14 protein-coding genes and 1 other annotated feature are annotated in these 19,393 nt (G+C 32.8%); of the genes, 4 read left to right on the forward strand and 10 right to left on the reverse strand.

The genetic code is table 11. From position 1 onward, the window contains the following. Nucleotides 1-98: 98 nt before the first annotated feature. From C7N41_RS02350 to C7N41_RS02385, 8 genes are all read right to left on the reverse strand, one after another. Nucleotides 99-9,122: a DUF5776 domain-containing protein gene (locus tag C7N41_RS02350; RefSeq protein WP_105964139.1), complete on the reverse strand. Its 9,024-nt coding sequence runs from the start codon at nucleotides 9,120-9,122 to the stop codon at nucleotides 99-101. Between the two features lie 167 nt (nucleotides 9,123-9,289). After that, nucleotides 9,290-10,411 (reverse strand): hypothetical protein, encoded by a 1,122-nt coding sequence (locus tag C7N41_RS02355; RefSeq protein ID WP_105964140.1) that lies wholly within the window; start codon nucleotides 10,409-10,411, stop codon nucleotides 9,290-9,292. 258 nt (nucleotides 10,412-10,669) lie between these two features. Then, nucleotides 10,670-11,218 carry a hypothetical protein gene (locus C7N41_RS02360; RefSeq protein ID WP_105964141.1) on the reverse strand — a complete coding sequence of 183 codons (549 nt, stop codon included), beginning with the start codon at nucleotides 11,216-11,218 and terminating at the stop codon, nucleotides 10,670-10,672. A 62-nt stretch (nucleotides 11,219-11,280) separates the two neighbouring features. Further along, a complete protein-coding gene (locus tag C7N41_RS02365; RefSeq protein ID WP_105964142.1) occupies nucleotides 11,281-11,820 on the reverse strand; it encodes a GNAT family N-acetyltransferase in 540 nt (179 codons plus the stop codon). 18 nt (nucleotides 11,821-11,838) lie between these two features. After that, entirely contained in the window at nucleotides 11,839-12,837 is a 999-nt protein-coding gene (locus C7N41_RS02370) for a C40 family peptidase (RefSeq protein WP_105964143.1), read from the reverse strand. Nucleotides 12,838-12,841: 4 nt separating this feature from the next. After that, complete coding sequence (locus C7N41_RS02375; RefSeq protein ID WP_140925696.1) at nucleotides 12,842-13,762, reverse strand: D-alanyl-D-alanine carboxypeptidase family protein; 921 nt, start codon at nucleotides 13,760-13,762, stop codon at nucleotides 12,842-12,844. 125 nt (nucleotides 13,763-13,887) lie between these two features. Further along, complete coding sequence (locus C7N41_RS02380) at nucleotides 13,888-14,712, reverse strand: SPFH domain-containing protein (protein ID WP_105964145.1); 825 nt, start codon at nucleotides 14,710-14,712, stop codon at nucleotides 13,888-13,890. Nucleotides 14,713-14,731: 19 nt separating this feature from the next. After that, nucleotides 14,732-15,040: a toxin-antitoxin system HicB family antitoxin gene (locus C7N41_RS02385; protein WP_105964146.1), complete on the reverse strand. Its 309-nt coding sequence runs from the start codon at nucleotides 15,038-15,040 to the stop codon at nucleotides 14,732-14,734. Between the two features lie 150 nt (nucleotides 15,041-15,190). Here C7N41_RS02385 and C7N41_RS02390 point away from each other — a divergent pair, with 150 nt between their 5' ends. The 4 genes from C7N41_RS02390 to brnQ all read left to right on the forward strand — a co-directional run bounded on the left by C7N41_RS02390 (nucleotide 15,191) and on the right by brnQ (nucleotide 18,473). Continuing rightward, on the forward strand, nucleotides 15,191-15,571 hold the full coding sequence (locus C7N41_RS02390) for a YbgA family protein (RefSeq protein ID WP_225362845.1): 381 nt from the start codon (nucleotides 15,191-15,193) through the stop codon (nucleotides 15,569-15,571). Continuing rightward, nucleotides 15,568-15,930 carry a TIGR02328 family protein gene (locus C7N41_RS02395; RefSeq protein ID WP_105964147.1) on the forward strand — a complete coding sequence of 121 codons (363 nt, stop codon included), beginning with the start codon at nucleotides 15,568-15,570 and terminating at the stop codon, nucleotides 15,928-15,930. The genes C7N41_RS02390 and C7N41_RS02395 overlap by 4 nt, the downstream gene beginning before the upstream one ends. Before the next feature lie 76 nt (nucleotides 15,931-16,006). Then, entirely contained in the window at nucleotides 16,007-16,648 is a 642-nt protein-coding gene (locus C7N41_RS02400; protein ID WP_105964148.1) for a hypothetical protein, read from the forward strand. A gap of 96 nt (nucleotides 16,649-16,744) precedes the next feature. Next, nucleotides 16,745-16,976: a binding site (T-box leader), on the forward strand. Nucleotides 16,977-17,114: 138 nt separating this feature from the next. Beyond that, nucleotides 17,115-18,473 carry a branched-chain amino acid transport system II carrier protein gene (gene brnQ, locus C7N41_RS02405; protein ID WP_167390232.1) on the forward strand — a complete coding sequence of 453 codons (1,359 nt, stop codon included), beginning with the start codon at nucleotides 17,115-17,117 and terminating at the stop codon, nucleotides 18,471-18,473. Nucleotides 18,474-18,550: 77 nt separating this feature from the next. On the opposite strand, the gene C7N41_RS07635 is transcribed toward brnQ, so the two are convergent. Beyond that, entirely contained in the window at nucleotides 18,551-18,688 is a 138-nt protein-coding gene (locus C7N41_RS07635; RefSeq protein ID WP_157944948.1) for a hypothetical protein, read from the reverse strand. Between the two features lie 82 nt (nucleotides 18,689-18,770). Next, nucleotides 18,771-19,382 carry a LemA family protein gene (locus C7N41_RS02410; RefSeq protein WP_105964150.1) on the reverse strand — a complete coding sequence of 204 codons (612 nt, stop codon included), beginning with the start codon at nucleotides 19,380-19,382 and terminating at the stop codon, nucleotides 18,771-18,773. Nucleotides 19,383-19,393 lie beyond the last annotated feature (11 nt).

The following is a 19,393-nucleotide window of genomic DNA, read 5'->3' on the forward strand; positions in this document are numbered from 1 at the left end:
ATCAACAATCTTGTACACAAACTGTCAAGAAAATGGCACAAAAAAAGACAATAAAAAAGCAGGATAACTTTTAAGTTATCCTGCTTTTCTATTAAATATTAGCCAACCTTTTGAACAATGGTCTTATTGCTTGTTATATATTGACCATGTCCAAGATAAAATCTAGTTAAGCCATGATATCTAACAACCTTATCAACCTTAAAGATTTCACCATGGTAAACCTTGTGTGAAGCATTATCTTTAACAAACTTCATCCCTTTATAAGTCAAAGTTCCCTTTGGTTTGATTACTCTAAAGTAATTAAAGTTGTGACGGTAGTAAGCATTCACGATACTATCATTAGCGGCAACAATTCCAGTACCACGTTTGTCGGCAACCATTCCGCCACCAACGACACGATATCTTGGAGTGCCATTCTTATAATAAGCAATGCCTGTAACTCTTAATAACTTAGCTTGATTTCTTGGCATCTTGACATAACGAACGACACGATTCTTATTTGTAAATCTTAATTGTTTATGAACGAAAATCGTACGAACATTGTAAACATACTTTGGCATGTTGTGCTTCATCGTACGTTTGTATGCTTTGATGTAAGATTCAACGTATTGAGCTGAATGGGTCATTGATAATCTAGCTGGAATAGCATGAACTTTCTTAGCCATTGCGACTCCTTGTTTGTACCCTAGATTATGTTGATGACGTCTTTCAGCTTTCAATCCTTGCTTAAATGTGTAGATATAAGCTTGAGATTTACCAGCTAAGTCATGTTTGCTTAAACGTTTATTAGCCTTCAAAGTACGTTTTGCTGCACGAACCCCATTCTTATAACCATTGTAGCCAAACATGTAGAATGAATCTTTAGCATTCTTAATATGTTGCTTACCTTTTCTACCATATTCAGCAGCACGCATCCCTTTTAATGCTTCTTTACCTAAGTTATATCCATCCTTATATGGTCTAGTTGAACCGAACTTCATCTTGTGACCATTGATAGCATCAAGAATTCCTTTGTTGGTATTTTGATCAACATTAGCATAATTCTTAGCTGCTTTATTGCTATTGCGATTTGGCTTATTAGCATTTTTCTTTTGTGGCATAGGAACAACTGGAATATCATATTGACCTTGTTTATAAGCATTTTGATATGCAATATTATAAGCGAAACCTTGGTTCGACTTATTACTATTGCCGCCAAAACCATTGTTATATCCACTATAAGTAGCGTTATAAACATCGTTATATAATTGTGGATTCATGCCACTAGGAACATTATTAGCTTGAGCAGGTTTACCATTTTTAGCATCATTCATAGCGGCTTGAGTGGCCTGCTTTGCGGCATTATAAGCAGACATATAATTGTTATCAGTACTTGTAGGCTGCTTACCACTAGCATAATCTTGCAATCCTGCAATTGATTGTTGAGCTTTATCATAGCCCACTTTTTGAGCAGGATTTAAGTTGCTTGGATCAACTGATTTTGGATCTTGCAATACTTGATTATAAATAGATTGAGCGGCTTGATAACCATTATTATGAGCAATTGAAGCAGCTCCATGATTGTTAGCTTGATCATTGGGTTGATCATTATTAAATTGGTTAACACCATTTTCATATGCTTTTTGAGCATCAGCTTGAGCTTGCTTGTATGCATCTCGATAAGCCATTGGCATATGACTGATATCACGAGATGATTGACCGGCATCTTTATATGCATCAACGGTTCCATTGTATGCTTGATCCAATTTATTGTCACCATTACGTTGAGGACCTTGAGTAGCATCATTCATAGCGGCTTGAGCACCATCTCTAGTTGATTTGGCTGAATTATTAAATTCATAATTATAATATGGGTTATCTTGCTTAGGTTCTTGAATTCCATTCATTGAATCATCATGACCAGCATTAGCTTGATTATAACCATTCTGAATTGCAGCTTTTTCAGCTGCAGTTGGATTATTTATTCCATTAAGGACATCATTAACTTTTTGACCATTGGAATATCCATCAGCACCCTTTTGAGCAAATGATTGAGCATCTTGCAATGCCTTATCATAACTAGCTTGATATAAAGGACTACCATTACGATTTGCATTAGCATGTCCATTATTAATATCATCAAGAGCTGCTTTAGCACCATTATAAACATCTATAGCATTAGGATCTTTAGAAGTATATGATGGTTCTTGATTTTGAGCAGCTTGATAAGCTTTAGAAGCATCATTCAAACCTAAGTTAGATAATTGAGAAATCATATCATTAGATAGACTACTGATACTAGTACCTTTTTGATTCTTGATACTATTCATTGCAGCATCACTAATTAATTGTTTAGCTTCTTTCATAGCTTTATTATATGCTGAATTGTAAACATCTGAACTTGAATATGGTTGATCATAGTTACCATTCAAAGCATTATTGAAAGCAGTAGAAGCTCCATTATAGGTTTCACTATAGTTACTACCATCTGTACTTTGAGGAGTAACTGTTGAGTTTTGTTGAGCCTTCTTATATGCATCTTGAGCAGCAGCAAATCCTTGTTCTTTAGCCATCGATGTAATGTCATTACCAGTTGGTGCAACATTATCATTATTGAATGCTTCAGCACCAGCTTTTAGATTATTAATGGCTTCTTGATGAGCTTTAGTATAAGCATCTTGATAGGCTTTACTTTGATTTTGATATTGACTAGGAATATTAGATTCCTTAGCATTATGAATGCTATCAGAATAACCAGCTAAAGTACCAGCACGAGTAGCTTGGCTAACCGGATCATTGTTGCCATCTTGTCCTGGATTATTATTGGTATTATCAATAGCTTTTTGATATTGATCAGCCATTTTAACACCAGCAAGATAACCTGGGTTGTTATTAGATGGATCAGCTTTACCACTCATTTGAGCTTGATAACCTTGTTTTGCTTGGTCAAATCCTTCATTATGAGCCATGCTAATTGGATCATTACGTCCATTAGTAGTGCTACTGTCATCACCATGAGCAAATTCATTTACTCCAGCTTGAATAGCTGATTGAGCAACTTGGTTAGCATCATTGTAGGCCTTTGTATAAACTGGATCACTATTATTTGGTTGTTTTACACCATTACCACCATCTTTAAATCCAGCAAGGGCTCCTTGATAAGCTTTATCAGTATTACTGTTATTTGTATCATTATGCTGACCATCATCGTTAATACCATTTTGGCTTGCTGCAGCTTGATAACCGTTATTAGCATCACTAATACCTTGTGCATAAGCCTTTTGGCCAGGTACATTGTTTTTTAATAAGTCGTTATCACCGGTCTTACCAGATGCACCTTGTTGTGCTAACTTTTGACCGTTTTCATAAGCTTGTTCATATGCATCTTTGTATGCTTGTGAATGTCCATCTACGTTTTGCTTATGACCATTAGCACCATCTTGGTAACCACTAATTGTAGCTTGATAACCATCACGTTGAGCAATATCACTATTAGCTATACTATCTCCCGTACCAGTTAAAGCAAATTGTTTACCTAGATTACTATCACGAGCCATTTTGGCACCAACATTATATTCAGGAGTACCATTGTTAGTTAAATCTTTGTCCTTATTAGCCTGTTGGTCATCGTAACCTTTTTGAGCTTGATTATATCCGTAATCATGAGCTTTATTTAAAGCATCTTGTTTATTTGGATCATCATTTTCATCAGGATCAGTAGCACCTGAATTCTTAAATTTTCCTTGAGCAAAGTCTTGAGCACCACTCTTAGCATACTTACGAGCAGCATCATGAGCATTATTATATGCATTTAAGTAAACTGGATCTTCGCTAGCAGGACTTCCTGAGTCTTTAGTCCCATTATTAAAACCATCATGAGCTCCTTGATATGCTAAATCAGCAATTCCTTTACCATTATATTTAGAATCATTACTTGAATCACCAGATTGAGCAGCTTGATAACCTGCTTGCGAAGCATTAATTCCTTGATTATATGAATCTCTATCTAATTGATTGTCAAGATTATTTTTATCAATCTGACCTGCCGCAGCAGCTTTAGTCATTTGTTCGGCGTGATTATATGCTTGCTTGTATGCATCTTGATAAGCTCTAGAATTTCTAGTGAAATCACTAGGATCAGGTTTAGACATAGGCTTCCCAGATGAAGCAGCTTGATTGGCTTCAACAGTTGCTTGATAAGCTTCTTGCTTTGCTAAACTACCTTGATATGAAGAACCTTGTTTAGGATTATCATAAGCATCCGTAGTTCCTGCCTTAGCATCTTTTGCCATTTGAACCCCGGCTTGATATGATGGATCATTATTTGATGGATCAGCAGGATTAGCATTATATCCAGCTTCCATTGCATTGTAACCTTGAGTATAAGCTTTACTCAAAGCATCTTTACCGTTTACATTGCTATTGCCTTTGCCGTCAGCAAAATCTTTAACCGCTTTTGCAGCTTGGGCTTTAGCATCACTTTGAGCTTGATTAAATTCATTCCTATATACTGGATCATCAGCATATTTAGGATCCATAGTATTATTGCCGGCATTAGCATAACCAGCTTTAGCAGCTTGATAAGCTTTTGATGCATTATCAGTGCCATTATACTTATCATTATTAGTATCCGGATTATTTTTAGCATCATCAATTGCCGTATTCATTGCATTTTGGGCTTGATCATATGCTGCCTTTTGACCTGGAGTCAAACGATCAGATGTGATATTACCATTATTGATAGCATCGGCCTGTTTCTTAGCATCTTGATAAGCACTATCATAAGCATCACGATATGCTTGTGATTTATCGCTATTACCAGGTTCACCGGTTCCATTCATAGCAGCTTGATAGGCTTCTTTAGTAGCTTGATAAGCATCCTTTTCAGCACTGCTACCAGTAGATGGAGCATTAGAATCAGCATTATTAGATTGAGCGGCCTCTTGTGAACCTTTACTTACATCTTTAGCAACTTGAACTCCAGCTTGATATGATGGATCCGTATTGTTTTTATTATTATCAACATGTCCTGTTCTTTGAGCATCATAACCAGCTTGAGCTTGTTGATAGCCATATGCATCAGCAGCTTTTTCAGCTTGTGTATTTTCAGTTGGAATGTTGGTGTTGTTGCCATTTGCATAGTTTTGAGCACCATTTTTGGCGGCAGCTTGAGCAGCTTTTTGTGCATCACTGAATGCTTTACTGTAAATAGGATCATTTTGTTCATTAGGTGACATTGTATTAGTACCACCATTTTCATATCCGGCTTTGGCAGCTTTGTATGCTCTTGATGCATTATCAGTTCCATTATATTTACTATCGTTAGTTGATGGATTATTATCTGCAGCTGCTGATTTAGCGTTATCAATAGCAGTTTGTGCAGCTTGATATGCTTGTTTTTGAGCAGGTGTTAGCTTGCTAGTATCAACCGTATCACCCTTAGCAATAGCCTCGGCAATTTGTTGAGCTTTTTGTTGAGAATCTTGATAGGCTTTATTATAAGCATCTTGATAAGCCTGTGGTTTTGTATTCAAATCAGCAGGTACAGGATCGCCATTCATCCCAGCTTGTCCACCATCTAAGGTTCCATTATATCCAGCTGTTTGAGCTGCATTATGATTATTGGCATAATTGGGATCCTTAGAAGTTGCATTGTTAGCATCACTAGCACCGTTATTAACATCAGTATTCATTTTAACTCCAGCTTGATATGATGGATCATTGTTTTGATTGTCAGCTTGATTAGTTTTAGCTGCTTCATATCCCTTTTGGGCTTGTTGATACCCATAATTATTGGCTGCTTTTTCAGCAACAGTTTGCTCATTTGGATTGTTAGTATTGCTACCATTTACATAATTTTGAGCACCTTTTTGTGCTGCAGCTTGAGCTGATTTTTGAGCATCACTGAATGCTTTACTGTAAATAGGATCCTTTTGTTGAGCCTGTGACATTGTATTAGTACCACCATTTTCATATCCGGCTTTGGCAGCTTGATATGCTCTTGATGCATTATCAGTTCCATTATATTGGTTGTCACTGTCAGTACTTGGATTCTTAGCAGCATCACTAGCTTTTGCCACAGCTTGTGGTGAATTATTATATGCAGCTTGTTGGGCAGGACTTAATGTATTAGGTTTAACTGTCCCCGCAGCTATTTGAGCTGCAATGTTTTCACCATTGGTATGTGCTTTTTTATAAGCATCTTGATAAGCTTGTGGTTTTGTATCCAAATCAGCAGGTAAAGGATCACCATTCATCCCGGCTTGTCCACCATCTAAGGTTCCATTATATCCAGCTGTTTGAGCTGTATTATGATTATTGGCATAATTAGGATCCTTAGAAGTTGCATTATTAGCATCATTAGCACCGTTATTAACATCGGTATTCATTTTGACTCCAGCTTGATATGATGGATCATTGTTTTGATTGTCAGCTTGATTCATTTTGGCTGCTTCATATCCTTTTTGAGCTTGTTGATACCCATAATTATCGGCTGCTTTTTCAGCAGCAGTACTTTCCGTTGTTTTATTCGTTTGTCCATTGGTATATTGACTTGCCCCTGCTGCTGCAGCAGCCTTAGCTTTAGCTTGAGCATTATTAAATGCATTTATATATGTTTGATCACCTGATTTAGGAGCTCCAGTACCTCCATTAGCAAAACCATCTTGAGCACCCTTATAAGTGTTATCTACATTAGTATTGCCTTCATAGTTATTATCTTTACTATGATCATTGCTAGCAGCATCGGTAGTAGCTTGATTCATCTTATTTTGAACTTGTTGTTGAGCTGCTTGTTGGGCAGGAGTTAAATCAATTCCATCTGTTTTGCCACCATTTTTGGCAATCTTTTGAGCTTGTGCTTGTGAATCTGCATATGCTTTTTTATAAGCAGCCTGGTAAGCTTGTGATTTAGAATTTAAATCATTAGGCTGAGCTTTATTATTCATCCCATCTTGAATAGCAGCTGATGCCGCTTGATAGGCATCTTTTTGATCATCAGTACCTTGATAAGAATCACCTTGACCAGGTTTATTTTGAGCATCTTGAATGCCTTGAACTGCTTCTTGACCTTTATTAAAACCAGCTTTTTGAGCAACTGTTGCACTTGGATTGGGTTGAGATTTTACATTATAATTATTAACTGAATTATTGTAACCATCTTGATACTCATTTTTAGCTTTATCATAACCTTGACTAAATGCACTTGGATCAGTTGCATTATTAGGAACATTTACTGTACCTTTAGGGTTGTCTAAATATTGTTTATAACCAGCCTTGGCATTGTCATAAGCATTAGTATAGTCTAAATCTTTTTGATAGCTGGCTGGGTTTTTAGCATTATCATTACCAGACTCTGCATCTGATATTCCATCACTAAATCCATTATTAATTTTACTTACATTTCCAGATGCAGCTTGAACATCATTTTCTACATAATTTCCACTTGCATCTTTGGAATATCCTTCGTTATTAGTGGTATAGGATTGTGTTCCATCATTGTTATTAGAAACTACTGCATTAACACCACTAACACCATATCTTAATCTAATTCCATAATTAGAAGCACTAGTACCATCAGGCACTGTAAAGTTCAATGGTATTAAACCAGTGTTATCACTAACATCTTGGCCAACATAATAACCATTTGTATCAATGCCAGAATATTTATTTTGAATAGTTTGACCAGCAAATGGCGTTAACTGTTGATAGCTAGTATTACCATTACCAGATGCATATTGAATATATAATTGTTTAGCATCTTTACTATATTGGTCGATTTTGGCATAAGCATGAATAACTGTTTTACCATTTTCTTGACTAGTGTAGACAGGACCGACAAATGAAACTGATGGCACACTGTTAATATACAAAGTATTAGTATTAGTTTTTACATCAGAAGTCTGACCATCTTTATTGGTTCCACTACCATTACCATTAGCATTTAATTTAACACTATAGTATGCATTAGCATTAGAGTTATCTTTATTATCAGAAACGACCACTGTATAGCCATTGATACCACCATTGACAAATTGGCTTCCAGCATTGTTATTATTAATTAAACTAACACCATCAGATCCAACATTATATACATTAATAGGTTTACCGCCGACTAAGGTAACAGCTCCACCACTATTATCCATATCTTGAACGTTTAAATTTCCACGGTTAGAAATATTCATATTATTTTTATTATTAATTATACCGCTAGAATTAGTTGTTCCTAATCCTGAAACTTTGATATTAATTTTTCCACCATTTGTAGCATCTATTTCACCATTAGAATAAATCATTTGATTAGTATTGTTACTAAAAGATGAATTAGATTCTGCATTAATCTTTCCACCATTAGTAGTAATAGTACCATTATTATAAATACCTGAAACTTTGTTTCCATAAGAATTATTTAAAAATATATTTAATGATGATCCTTCGTTAACGTTAAGTGAAGAATTTGATGATTTTAAATATACACCATAATTATTAACATGGTCAGGACTATCTTGTCCTTCAGCAGCACCAGTCGGTACCAATGTCATATTAGAATTTTTACCAAGAGTTAATTTACCATTAACTTGAATGTTTTGAGATCCTGTTTGTGATGCAGAAGAACCAAAATAATTAGAATTTGCACCTAGTGTCATATTACCAACTTGTAATCCAGGTTGATAATTACCACCATTACCATAAGAACCATCAGTTTGGGTTGAAACAGAATTATTAAATGGTGATGTATAAACATCTAATTGACTAACATTAACATTACCGTTAATATAAACATTACTTTCATATGAAGAAATTAATTTAGACCCTACATAATTAGTATTAGCATATGTTAAAGAATAGGTCTTCGCATTAACATCAGATCCTGAATTATCAAATCCAAATGGTCCATAATAATTTTCACCATACAAAGTCTTAAAGTTATGAACCATAACACTAACACCTGGCTTAGAAGGAGTTAGTTCATAACTCTTCATTCCAGTATCTAAAATATGATTTTGGCCATCAATATCTAATCTACTAGAATTGATTTTATCTGTATTCCCAGGATACTGATACGAAGAATCTGTAGTTCCAATATCTGTAACTAATTTTAATGCCGTAACCCCATTCATATTATTAGTTAAGATATTATTCATTTGATTAAAATTTTGAATGTATACAATTCCTTGATTAGAATCATTAGTTACATCATTATATGCACTTTGATAAAAGGCATTATTAACCCCTGAAGATTGAGTAATTGAAATACTGCTATTACCACTTTGCGTATTTTGAACTTGTTGATTAATAGCAGCTTGAGCTCCTAAATATGATTGATCATAAGGTTGGTAGAAGTTGAGCTTGGATTATATCCATTTGATTTTTTACCATTCCACTTACCTGATTTAGCATCAGCAGCTCCTTGATTTGCTAAGAAATAATTATATCCATATTGATATGCTAATGCATAAACTGAGTCATTAGGATAATTATTATTTGATTGATATACTGTTTGATTGCTGGCTTGACTTAAATCACCGCCATTAGTTACTTGTATATTGCCACTATTAGTTTTTACACTAACATTATTAGCAGTATTGTAATTAGAATCCACATTGTTTTTGTATGCTTTGGCATTAGCATTATTATTACTTGGTGTATCGGTCTGACTTCCACCATTATCTTTTAACCATTGATTATATGATGTGTAGCTTGTATTATCAGTACCTTCATTTTGGGTAGCATTATTATAAGCTTTCTTGGCATCACTAGATCCATTATAAGCAGCTGTGTAATAATTCTTATCTTGATCAGAAATTTGAGAAGCTGGATTAGATGTTCCATTATAAGCATCTGAAGCTCCAGCATTCATTGCACTGCGATATTGATTATATTGGTTAACCCCATTTTGATATCCTTGGGTTGATTTTTGAGGATTAGGATTTGTTTGTGTATTGTTATTTTGGCTTTGTACAATGTTTTTTTGGTCATTTTTCATTGCATCCTTAAAGCCTTGTGTTGAATTACTATAAGTATTTGTATAATCACTATTAGTATTGCTAGTGCCTTTTTTACCATTATTAAAATCACTTTGGGCTTTATCAGATCCACTAACTGGTTGTGTGGCTCCTACAGTTTTATTATCACCTAAATTTGCAGTAGATTGACTACCATTACCTGAACTAGGATTAGCAGTAGTCAATTGGTTAGTTGTAGGTGTGGCATGAGCTTGCCTACCAACAGAGTTCGCATTGTTGGTGTGTGAAACTGCTTGTGGTGTAGTATCAGCATCATTAGCACTAACTTCATCAGAATTGAGCATCCAAAATGCAGAAGCACCTAATGAGGCAAATGCCGCAACAGATAAAACCACCCATTGTTTTTTAACCTTTCTCATTAGCTTTTTGTCACTAACTTTTTGAATATTACGCTTATTATATTGCATATATAACATCTCCTATTTAATATTAATTGACCAATTATAGATATGTGTCGATATAAATAAGATGTAAATAAGCAATAGTATATTTATCAAAGGTTGCAAAAAACGATTAAATCGAAATATTATTACCTAACAATTTCAATTTAACGCTATCGTTTTTGAATATCAAACAAATCGATTTTTAATTATTTTTTCATAATTTAATAATTATCTTAATACATACTCAAAAGGACGTTTATTTAAAATAAACGTCCTTTTGAACTATTTCAATATTATTGTAATCTTTGTAATTGTAACAAAAATAGCATACATCAAAATGAAGGTAGTAAGCATAGGCCAATGCTTACGTAAAGATTGGTTAACTTGATTCATCCATCTTTCAAATAGATTTTTGCCTTCAATATTATTTAAATTATCCATGACTTCAAATGAAACGTCAGAAAATGCATAAGCCATTCCTAATAAAGATACAGTAATAATAAATTCAGCAATGGATCCTAAAATATTCAAACGAGGCAAAGTGTAATAAAATTGCACTAAACTTTGTCCAGCACTCATTAGAAGAAATAAATTAGGAATCATCATGAATTTCCTAGAAGGAATTAATGAGAATAATAAATAAATAACCAAGAAGAAAATTGCCATGGCTAATTCTTCAAAATAAACGCCAAAGTCAGTAAATAAAAAGTTCACTTCAATTTCCTTTACTGCTGAATAATGAAAATTAATAAAGCCAAAGTACACAGCAAGTAAAAATATAGCAACTGCAAATATCCACCCTTTGATGGACATATTTATTTTTTTAAACATAACGTAAAATCACCTTTCTTGGTTCAAATTCTACATTAAACTTTCACTAGTTACAAAGCAATTTAGTATTCTTTTTTCAACATTGACCAGGTATTTTCATCATGAAAACCATCTGATAATAATTCATGTTCACGTAAAACACCATCTAAATGGAAATGACAATTTTCAGCGACATGATTACTAGCAATATTATCGACTGCTGCATTAATCATAATTTTATTTAAACCATAATGTTCAAAACCAATTGATAGTATTCCTAAAACACAGCGATGCATAATATTATGGCCTGAATATTTCTTACCCATCCAGTAACCAATATCGGCCAGTTTGCGATTATGATTAATCGTATTGAAACTAATGGTGCCCACTAACTTATTACAATATTGAATTAATAAGTTCAATGAATTTTCAGCAAAATATTGTTTTAAATTAGCATCCAAAAAATTCAATTCATCATTAACTGACTTCATATCATTGGCCCAAGGTAGCCATTTAGCTAGATACGAACGATTCACTTTTATTAAATTAAACATGGTAGGTCCATGTTTTTCTGGATTAGGTAAAATTAAACTAATCTCATTATCAATTTTATAAGGAAACATTCCAATCACCTACTTAAATTAGTAAACAATTCTTCTAACAGTATGATTAAATCTTGAACTCCAATGTGGATCTTTTAATGATGAAATTCCCACTCCACCTGTATCAGCAGAAGGTGAATCATGCATAAACAAACCATTTCCTAAGTAAAAGCCCACATGGCAAAATGCACCTTCAGATTTGTCATTGAAGAAAAAGATATCACCACGTTTCATATGCTTATAGTTTACCGGTTTACCCATGTTACGCAAACTAAAAGTAGTTGCATTAGACATTGAGCCTAAATGAATGCCTGCTTTGGAATAAATATAATGAACAAATGAAGAACAATCAAAATGATGGGCTTTAACACTTGAAAGTGTTCTACCTTTTCCCCATGCGTATGGTGATTTTCCATAAAATTTGTAACCAGCTTTAAAAGCTTTTTCAATTTTGTAATTATTACCAGTTAAACCATTTAAATTAAATTTTAAATATTTACCAGCAATATAATAATTTTGACCATCATAATTGAAACGGTAGTAACCTTTTTTGGCATTAGTTTCAGCACGTCCATTGACAGTAACCCATTTATTGAGTAAACCTAATGATTCAGTAGTAGCTAGTTTACGATAACCTTTAGTATTTTTAGGCTGATTATAAAGATCTGCATTATGACCACTAACCTGCATTGAATAATTCATATGACCAAAGCCAGTTACCCATTGAGCAAAGGCATTATGATTAATCCATCCTTTTTTTGTCTTTACATAAGTCACTTTAGGACTACTTTTAGCAATTCTAGTTAGTTTAAATTTCTTTTTATAATCATGTTTAGCTGAACTTACTTTATGTTGTTGATTAGGTGCCTTATAGTAATTGTACTTAGTATGGTACAAAACTTTTTTGGCATGATAAGGCTTATTATATGTAGTATTGGATGCACTAACATTAAAGTAATTCAAGCCTACGTTGAATCCAATTACCATCAAAGATATTGATAATAACATATATAGTTTATTTTGATATTTTTTCTTCATAAAATTATTTTCGCTCTCTTTCTACATTGGTTTGAATAATATGAATCATCTTAGCTTGATCATATGAACCGTGTTTGTCATTTAAGGTCGTCAAAATCAAATGATCATGATTGGGTAATTTACTAGTACTTACCAAACAGTATCCTGCTAGCGGGGTATAACCTGTTTTTAACCCATCCACATGTAGATATTTATGATAACTATAGCCACCCTTTAACAATTCATTTTCATTTTTCATTTTTTGATGACCCATATATTCAACCCGATGTTTAGCATCATTGATAATATTAGGATATAACTTCAATAAATGATCTGCAATGGTAGTAATGGCTTTGGCACTGACACGATTATAATCATGATATTTTCCATAACGGATGCCATAACGATATAAATCATTATTCTCTAAACCGGATGATGATACAAAATGAGCTTGATGATTAATATGCCATTTTTTAGCTTGATCATTCATCATATTAATAAAATGGTGATTGGAACCGCCAACCCATTTACCTAAAGTAATTGCTGATGGATTAGAAGAAGCAATTAAACTAGCTCGATACAAAGTTCTCACTGTATATTTTCTTCCCGCAACTAATTTAACATTTCCTAAATCAGCACTTTTGCTCATCTTGCTAAGACTATTACTAATTTTAATTCGATGGTTCCAACCATTTCGTTCATGTTTAACTTTATTAATCGTTAAATATAAGGTCATTAATTTAGTCGTTGATGCAATTGCATAACGTTTATTTGCATTCTTGGTATAAATAAATTTATTATTTTTTAAATCCATGGCTGCTACAGATTTTGCACTATTATGTAATTTATTTTTCAAATCAGCATGGATCAGATTACTGGGGATTGTCGTAAATAACATTAACACCATAGTCATTAATATTGACCCTTTTTTGAATATATTTTTCAATTTGCTAAACTCATCTTCCTTTCCAAGTTATTTTAAACAAACATAGATATAACAAAATTATAATCCATTTATAATAATAAATTAAGTGAAAAATAAAAAGAGCTGAAAAAACAGCTCTTTCAAACTTATTGTTTATTCTTATCATCCTTAAAAATTTTCTTTAAAGTGGCCATTTGACCAAACTCATTAGTCTTATCCATTGGAGCAACAATTAAGTTACTGTCAGATTTAGCAACTTCACCAAAAGCATTGATAGATTGATTTTCAAAGTATTTTGCATCAGCATTCTTCAATCCTGATTGTACAGTATCAATTCTATATTTTTCAGCATCTGCTTTTAGCTTAGTAGCTTTGGCATTAGCATTAGCAGTCGCAATTAAGGCTTCATTTTGCGCTTTAGTTCTTAATTGAATGGATTGCGCATCCCCTTCAGCCTTTGAAATTTCAGCTTGGCGTTCACGATCAGCAGTCAATTGCTTATCCATAGCATCTTGAATGGCTGAAGATGGGGTTAATTCATCAATATTAATGCGGTCAACATTAATCCCATAAGTATTAGTTAAATCACCAATGGCGATTGCTAAATTTTGATTAATTTTAGCAGTGGATCCTAAGACCTCATTTAGTTCCATGCGACCAATAATATCACGTAGATGTCCACGCACTAATTGAGACATTGATTCTACTGAATCAGTGTTTTCATATTGGTATTTAACTGCATCAGTAACGTGATAATTCAAAGTAACACTAGCAGTAACTTCAGCATTATCTTTAGTAATAATGGAGTATTTATTAAGGGTTTTGGGTTGCATGGCCAAACTAACACTTCTAATCTTTTGCATAAAGGGTACATAGAAATGAAGGCCAGATTGAATTGTTTTCTTATATTTACCCCAGTTTTCTACTAATCCTTCATAGTTTTGTCTAACAACTTTAATTCCAAATGGCATAATAAAACTTCCTTTATAATTATTTTTTTAGATACAAAACATTACCGTTATTACCAACGACTGTGTATTTAGTATCAGCAGTAGGTGCTTTTTCATTAATTAAATCAAAGCGATAATAAATACCATCCATCATAACGAGATGACTTTTAATATCGATTTTATTACTATCAATCTGTTTTCCCACAAACTGGCGTTGTTCAAAATTGCCAGTTTTAACATGATTGCTCAACACATTAGTTATGTAATCTTCAACACTAGAATTTTCATTAGTCGCAGAAGTTTTAACTTGGTCTGTCAACATTGAATCTAGTTTGATTGTAACTTTCATAAACAAGCCTCCTTTTGCTTAAAGTAACCTAGATTATATAAGTTTTAATTCAATAATCAATCCTTTTTAGTAATTTTTTATAAATAAATTAGCACTTGCATTTTTTCATAAAATACATAGAATAAGAAGAAAACTTTCGAGGTGATAAACTTGTCATGGCAAAGTGATTGGGCATACAACAAATATTGGGTAATGGCACATTCGCAAAATGCATACAATGAAATTAGAAAACTCGCTAAAAATAATCAGTGGGATAAAACCAAAGAACAAGCATATCAAAGAATTGTTCAAGATTTAGAAAACGTTGAACCGACTAAAGCAACCCTAGTAACTGCATATCAACATGTGTGGGGGTATTTTAAAAAAATTGCTACACCGGAAGAAAAAAATAAATATTTAAAATTACTGGATTATTTATCACCTGAAAACGATGATTTAGGTAAATTTTTAGCACAATTAACTGATAAATATCAGGTTAAATATTTACAAAATTCCAGAATCATTATTGAAATTAAGGAGCAAAACCAATGAGATTATGGCATCAAAGTCTAATTAGTAAGTTACCTCGCCAGCAACTATTGGGTCAACATCGAGAAGCTTGTGCCCTTCGTGGTAAGGGTTGGGGCAAAAAACATGCAACTGTCAATTATGTTTTTAAACATTCACCTTATAAATTATTTCAATTTCATGAATTAGTAATGGCAGAAATGCATAAAAGAGGTTATCATCCTAATGAAAAATGGGCAGATAAAAATTATCGTGGGACTTCTTGTGATCCTTATGATAATTTAAAGCCTGTAAAATTAACTAATCCTATTTATCCAGAACATAATGAGGAATACTTAAAAGAATGCTTAGCTAATCTGGCAAACAAAGATATTTACTTATAAAAAAGTAAATTTGTATTATCAAATATTCGTGTTAAGATTGTACTTATTATTAGATTAAGTGAAAGGACATATTCAAATGAAATTTCAAAAAACGATTTTGGGTACCGTTGCTGTATTAATTATCGCTGTTGGTGGCGGTGTAGCATTTAATAATTTCAGTAATCATACTGATAAAGCTGATACTCTTACCAATACTTCAAATAACTTAATGAAACGTATTTCCGAAAATGATCAATATCAAAAATCATTGAAGAATCATAAAAAGAAAACTGATAGTTATGATAATGCAGCCACTCAAAGTGGTAATGATGTTAACAAAAAGCCAGTATATAAACCCATTACTAAGGACTATTTAGGTAACTGGTATAAAGGATTGAATGCCAAAATGATTATTCAAAACAACATGTTTATGGCTGATCATCCCACTGACCCAGTTGCTGGAATGCCTCCATTAAATATGGAACGTTATGGTAAAACTAACGCTATTTTCATTAGATCTGTTTATAAGATTAATACTTATTGGCCTGCCACTATTACTTATAATGGTCAAAAATACAAAGCAATAATTACAAGTAATGCTAAACAATTTAATCATTTTAAATTCTACACAGCTGTAAAAACTGCTAAACCAATTCCCGATTATGTTTCTAAAAATAGCCATGTTGATTTAGTTGGTAAAAAAGCTATTAATTTAGATCAATTAAGAACTGAAGAATAAATAAGAAATGCACTCAAATGTTTGAGTGCATTTTTTGTTAGATTGACTTTTCTTCAGTTTACTGATATATTTTTCAATATTAAATAAACAGGTTAATTAAAAGCAACGAAAAAGCAGAGTAATATTTTCACTTTAGATAGAGAGTCTTGGTATTCTGGAAAAAGACATAAAGTAAAATATGAAAGTATCTTTGGAGCTATATACGTAAAATCAAGTGAGAGTAACGTATATTGGGTACACCCATTAAAGTGTTAGCGTATGTTAGTACGTGAAGTGGCTATTTTAAAAATAGCAATCAAGGTGGTACCGTGCCCAAAGCACCCTTAGTTTTATACTAAGAGTGCTTTTTTTATTGCTTATTTAAATGATTGGAGATGATGGTTATATGAAAAATGTCGTGAGTAAATAAAAATATAAATAAAGCAACATTCAACGATATTTTGGAGGAAAAAACATGCAAGAAGAAATCAAAGACCTTAATAAAAAACCATTATCCATCAAACAATATTTAATTGTTGGATCAATGTTATTTGCCCTTTTCTTTGGTGCAGGTAACTTAATATTTCCAATTCATTTAGGACAATTAGCTGGCGCTAACTGGATTCCAGCAGCTTTAGGATTCTTAATCTCAGGAGTTTTATTACCATTATTATCAGTTTTGGCAATTAGTATTACTCGTTCCAAAGGAGTTTATGATATTGCAAAGCCATTAGGTTCAGGTTTTGCGATCATATTTTTGGTATTAGTACATGCTACTTTAGGACCATTATTTGCAACTCCTAGAACTGCCAGTGTTAATTTCACAGTTGGGATTCAATCATTTATCCCACATCAATATGTACAAATTGGAATGTTTATTTTTACTGCTATCTTTTTCATTGCCACATTTTTATTGGCATATAAAACTAGTAGTATTCTTGATAGTCTAGGAAAAATATTAAATCCATTGTTTCTAGGATTACTATTCCTATCATTTTTATTAGCTTTTATTCATCCCATGGGTAGCGCATCCACTCAAGCAATCTCAGCATCATATCAACATGCATCATTTTTTAATGGTTTCCTTGAAGGTTATAACACTATGGATGCTTTAGCTGGACTAGCATTTGGAGTTGCCGTAGTTAGTGCTGTCAATGTTTTAGGTAAAATTAATCCTAAATCAAATGCCAATGCAACTGCTAAAGCTGGCTTCATTTCAGAATCATTAGTTGGAATTATCTACATTATATTAATCTGGATTGGTGCTACTTCATTAAATCTATTTAAAATTAGTAACGATAATGGTGGAACTACCTTTAACCAATTTATGGGACATTATTTGGGAGCAACCGGTCATGCATTATTAGCGACCCTAATGACCTTAACTTGTATCACAACTGCTGTTGGATTAGCTTCTGCTTTTGCACAAGATTTTAATAAGCATTTCCCTAAATTAAGTTATCATCAATGGTTAGGATTAAATTGCATTGTGTCATTTATAATTGCTAATGCTGGATTGAATTTAATTATTACTTGGTCAACACCAGTATTAATGTTCTTATATCCATTCGCCATTACTTTAATTCTACTTTCAATTTTTTCACCGCTATTCAAACGTGATAAAGCAGTTTATATGACTACCATTATTTTCACTTTGATTCCAGCATTCTTTGATATGTTAGTTTCATTGCCACCAATGATTAGTCATCTTAGTTTCATTCAAGATTTAATTAAAATTGAACAAAATATTTTACCATTTGCAAATATCAAAATGGACTGGATTCTTCCAGCTATCGTTGGTGCAATTATTGGTTTAATTATTTACAAATCTAAAAACAAGCATTAAAAAAGAACGCTCAATTAATTTTGAGCGTTCTTTTATTCTGGGAGGATAATATATATATGAAGTATTTTATTTAGCAATCAATTATGCTTTAGCCATTTGAAAGTGTTCGGCTTGAAACTATGTCCACCCTTTAATTTTAATTCATATCGACCAATCATAATGGTCGTATTTTCATTCAAACTAGTTGGATCCATTAAAATTTGTTTTCTTAACATAAAATCAAGCCTTCTTTCTTTATTGATTGTGATTAGTATATGAAACTAATCTTAAATAAAACTTAAATCAATATATTAATTATTAAAAGTTCACTGATGGAGCTTTTTGTGCACTTTCATCAGCTTGGAAGTAATTAGCTTTCTTATGGTTAGTGATACTTGCAACCAATGAACCAGGGAATTTAACTAGTTTATTGTTGTATTCACGAGCAGTCTTGTTGTAACGATTACGTTCAACACTGATCCGGTTTTCACTACCTTCTAGTTGAACCATCAAGGTTTGCATATTACTGTTAGATTCTAACTTAGGATATGCTTCTCTAATAGAACCTACCATTACATTTAAGGCACGATCTTGACCGCTTAAAGCATTCACCTTGTCAGAACTATTATTTGAATTATTATATTTTGATTTAGCATTGTAGTATTCAGTTCTAGCTTTACTAATGTCACCATAAACTTGTTTTTCTTGTTTTTGTTGACCCTTTACCGCATTCATTAAGTTAGGAATTAAATCGGCACGACGTTGTAACACAGTTTGCACTTGACCTAACTGTTCTTCAACGCCTTGTTCACTAGTAGACATGCTATTTGATGATTTGATAAAACCACCAATCAATCCAATTAATACAACTGCAATCACAACGACTGTAATGAACCAGCCACGTTTATAAAAAGGTTTATTTTCAATCATTTTTTATATTC

This window comes from Apilactobacillus micheneri, assembly GCF_002993975.1.
Taxonomy (GTDB): domain Bacteria; phylum Bacillota; class Bacilli; order Lactobacillales; family Lactobacillaceae; genus Apilactobacillus; species Apilactobacillus micheneri.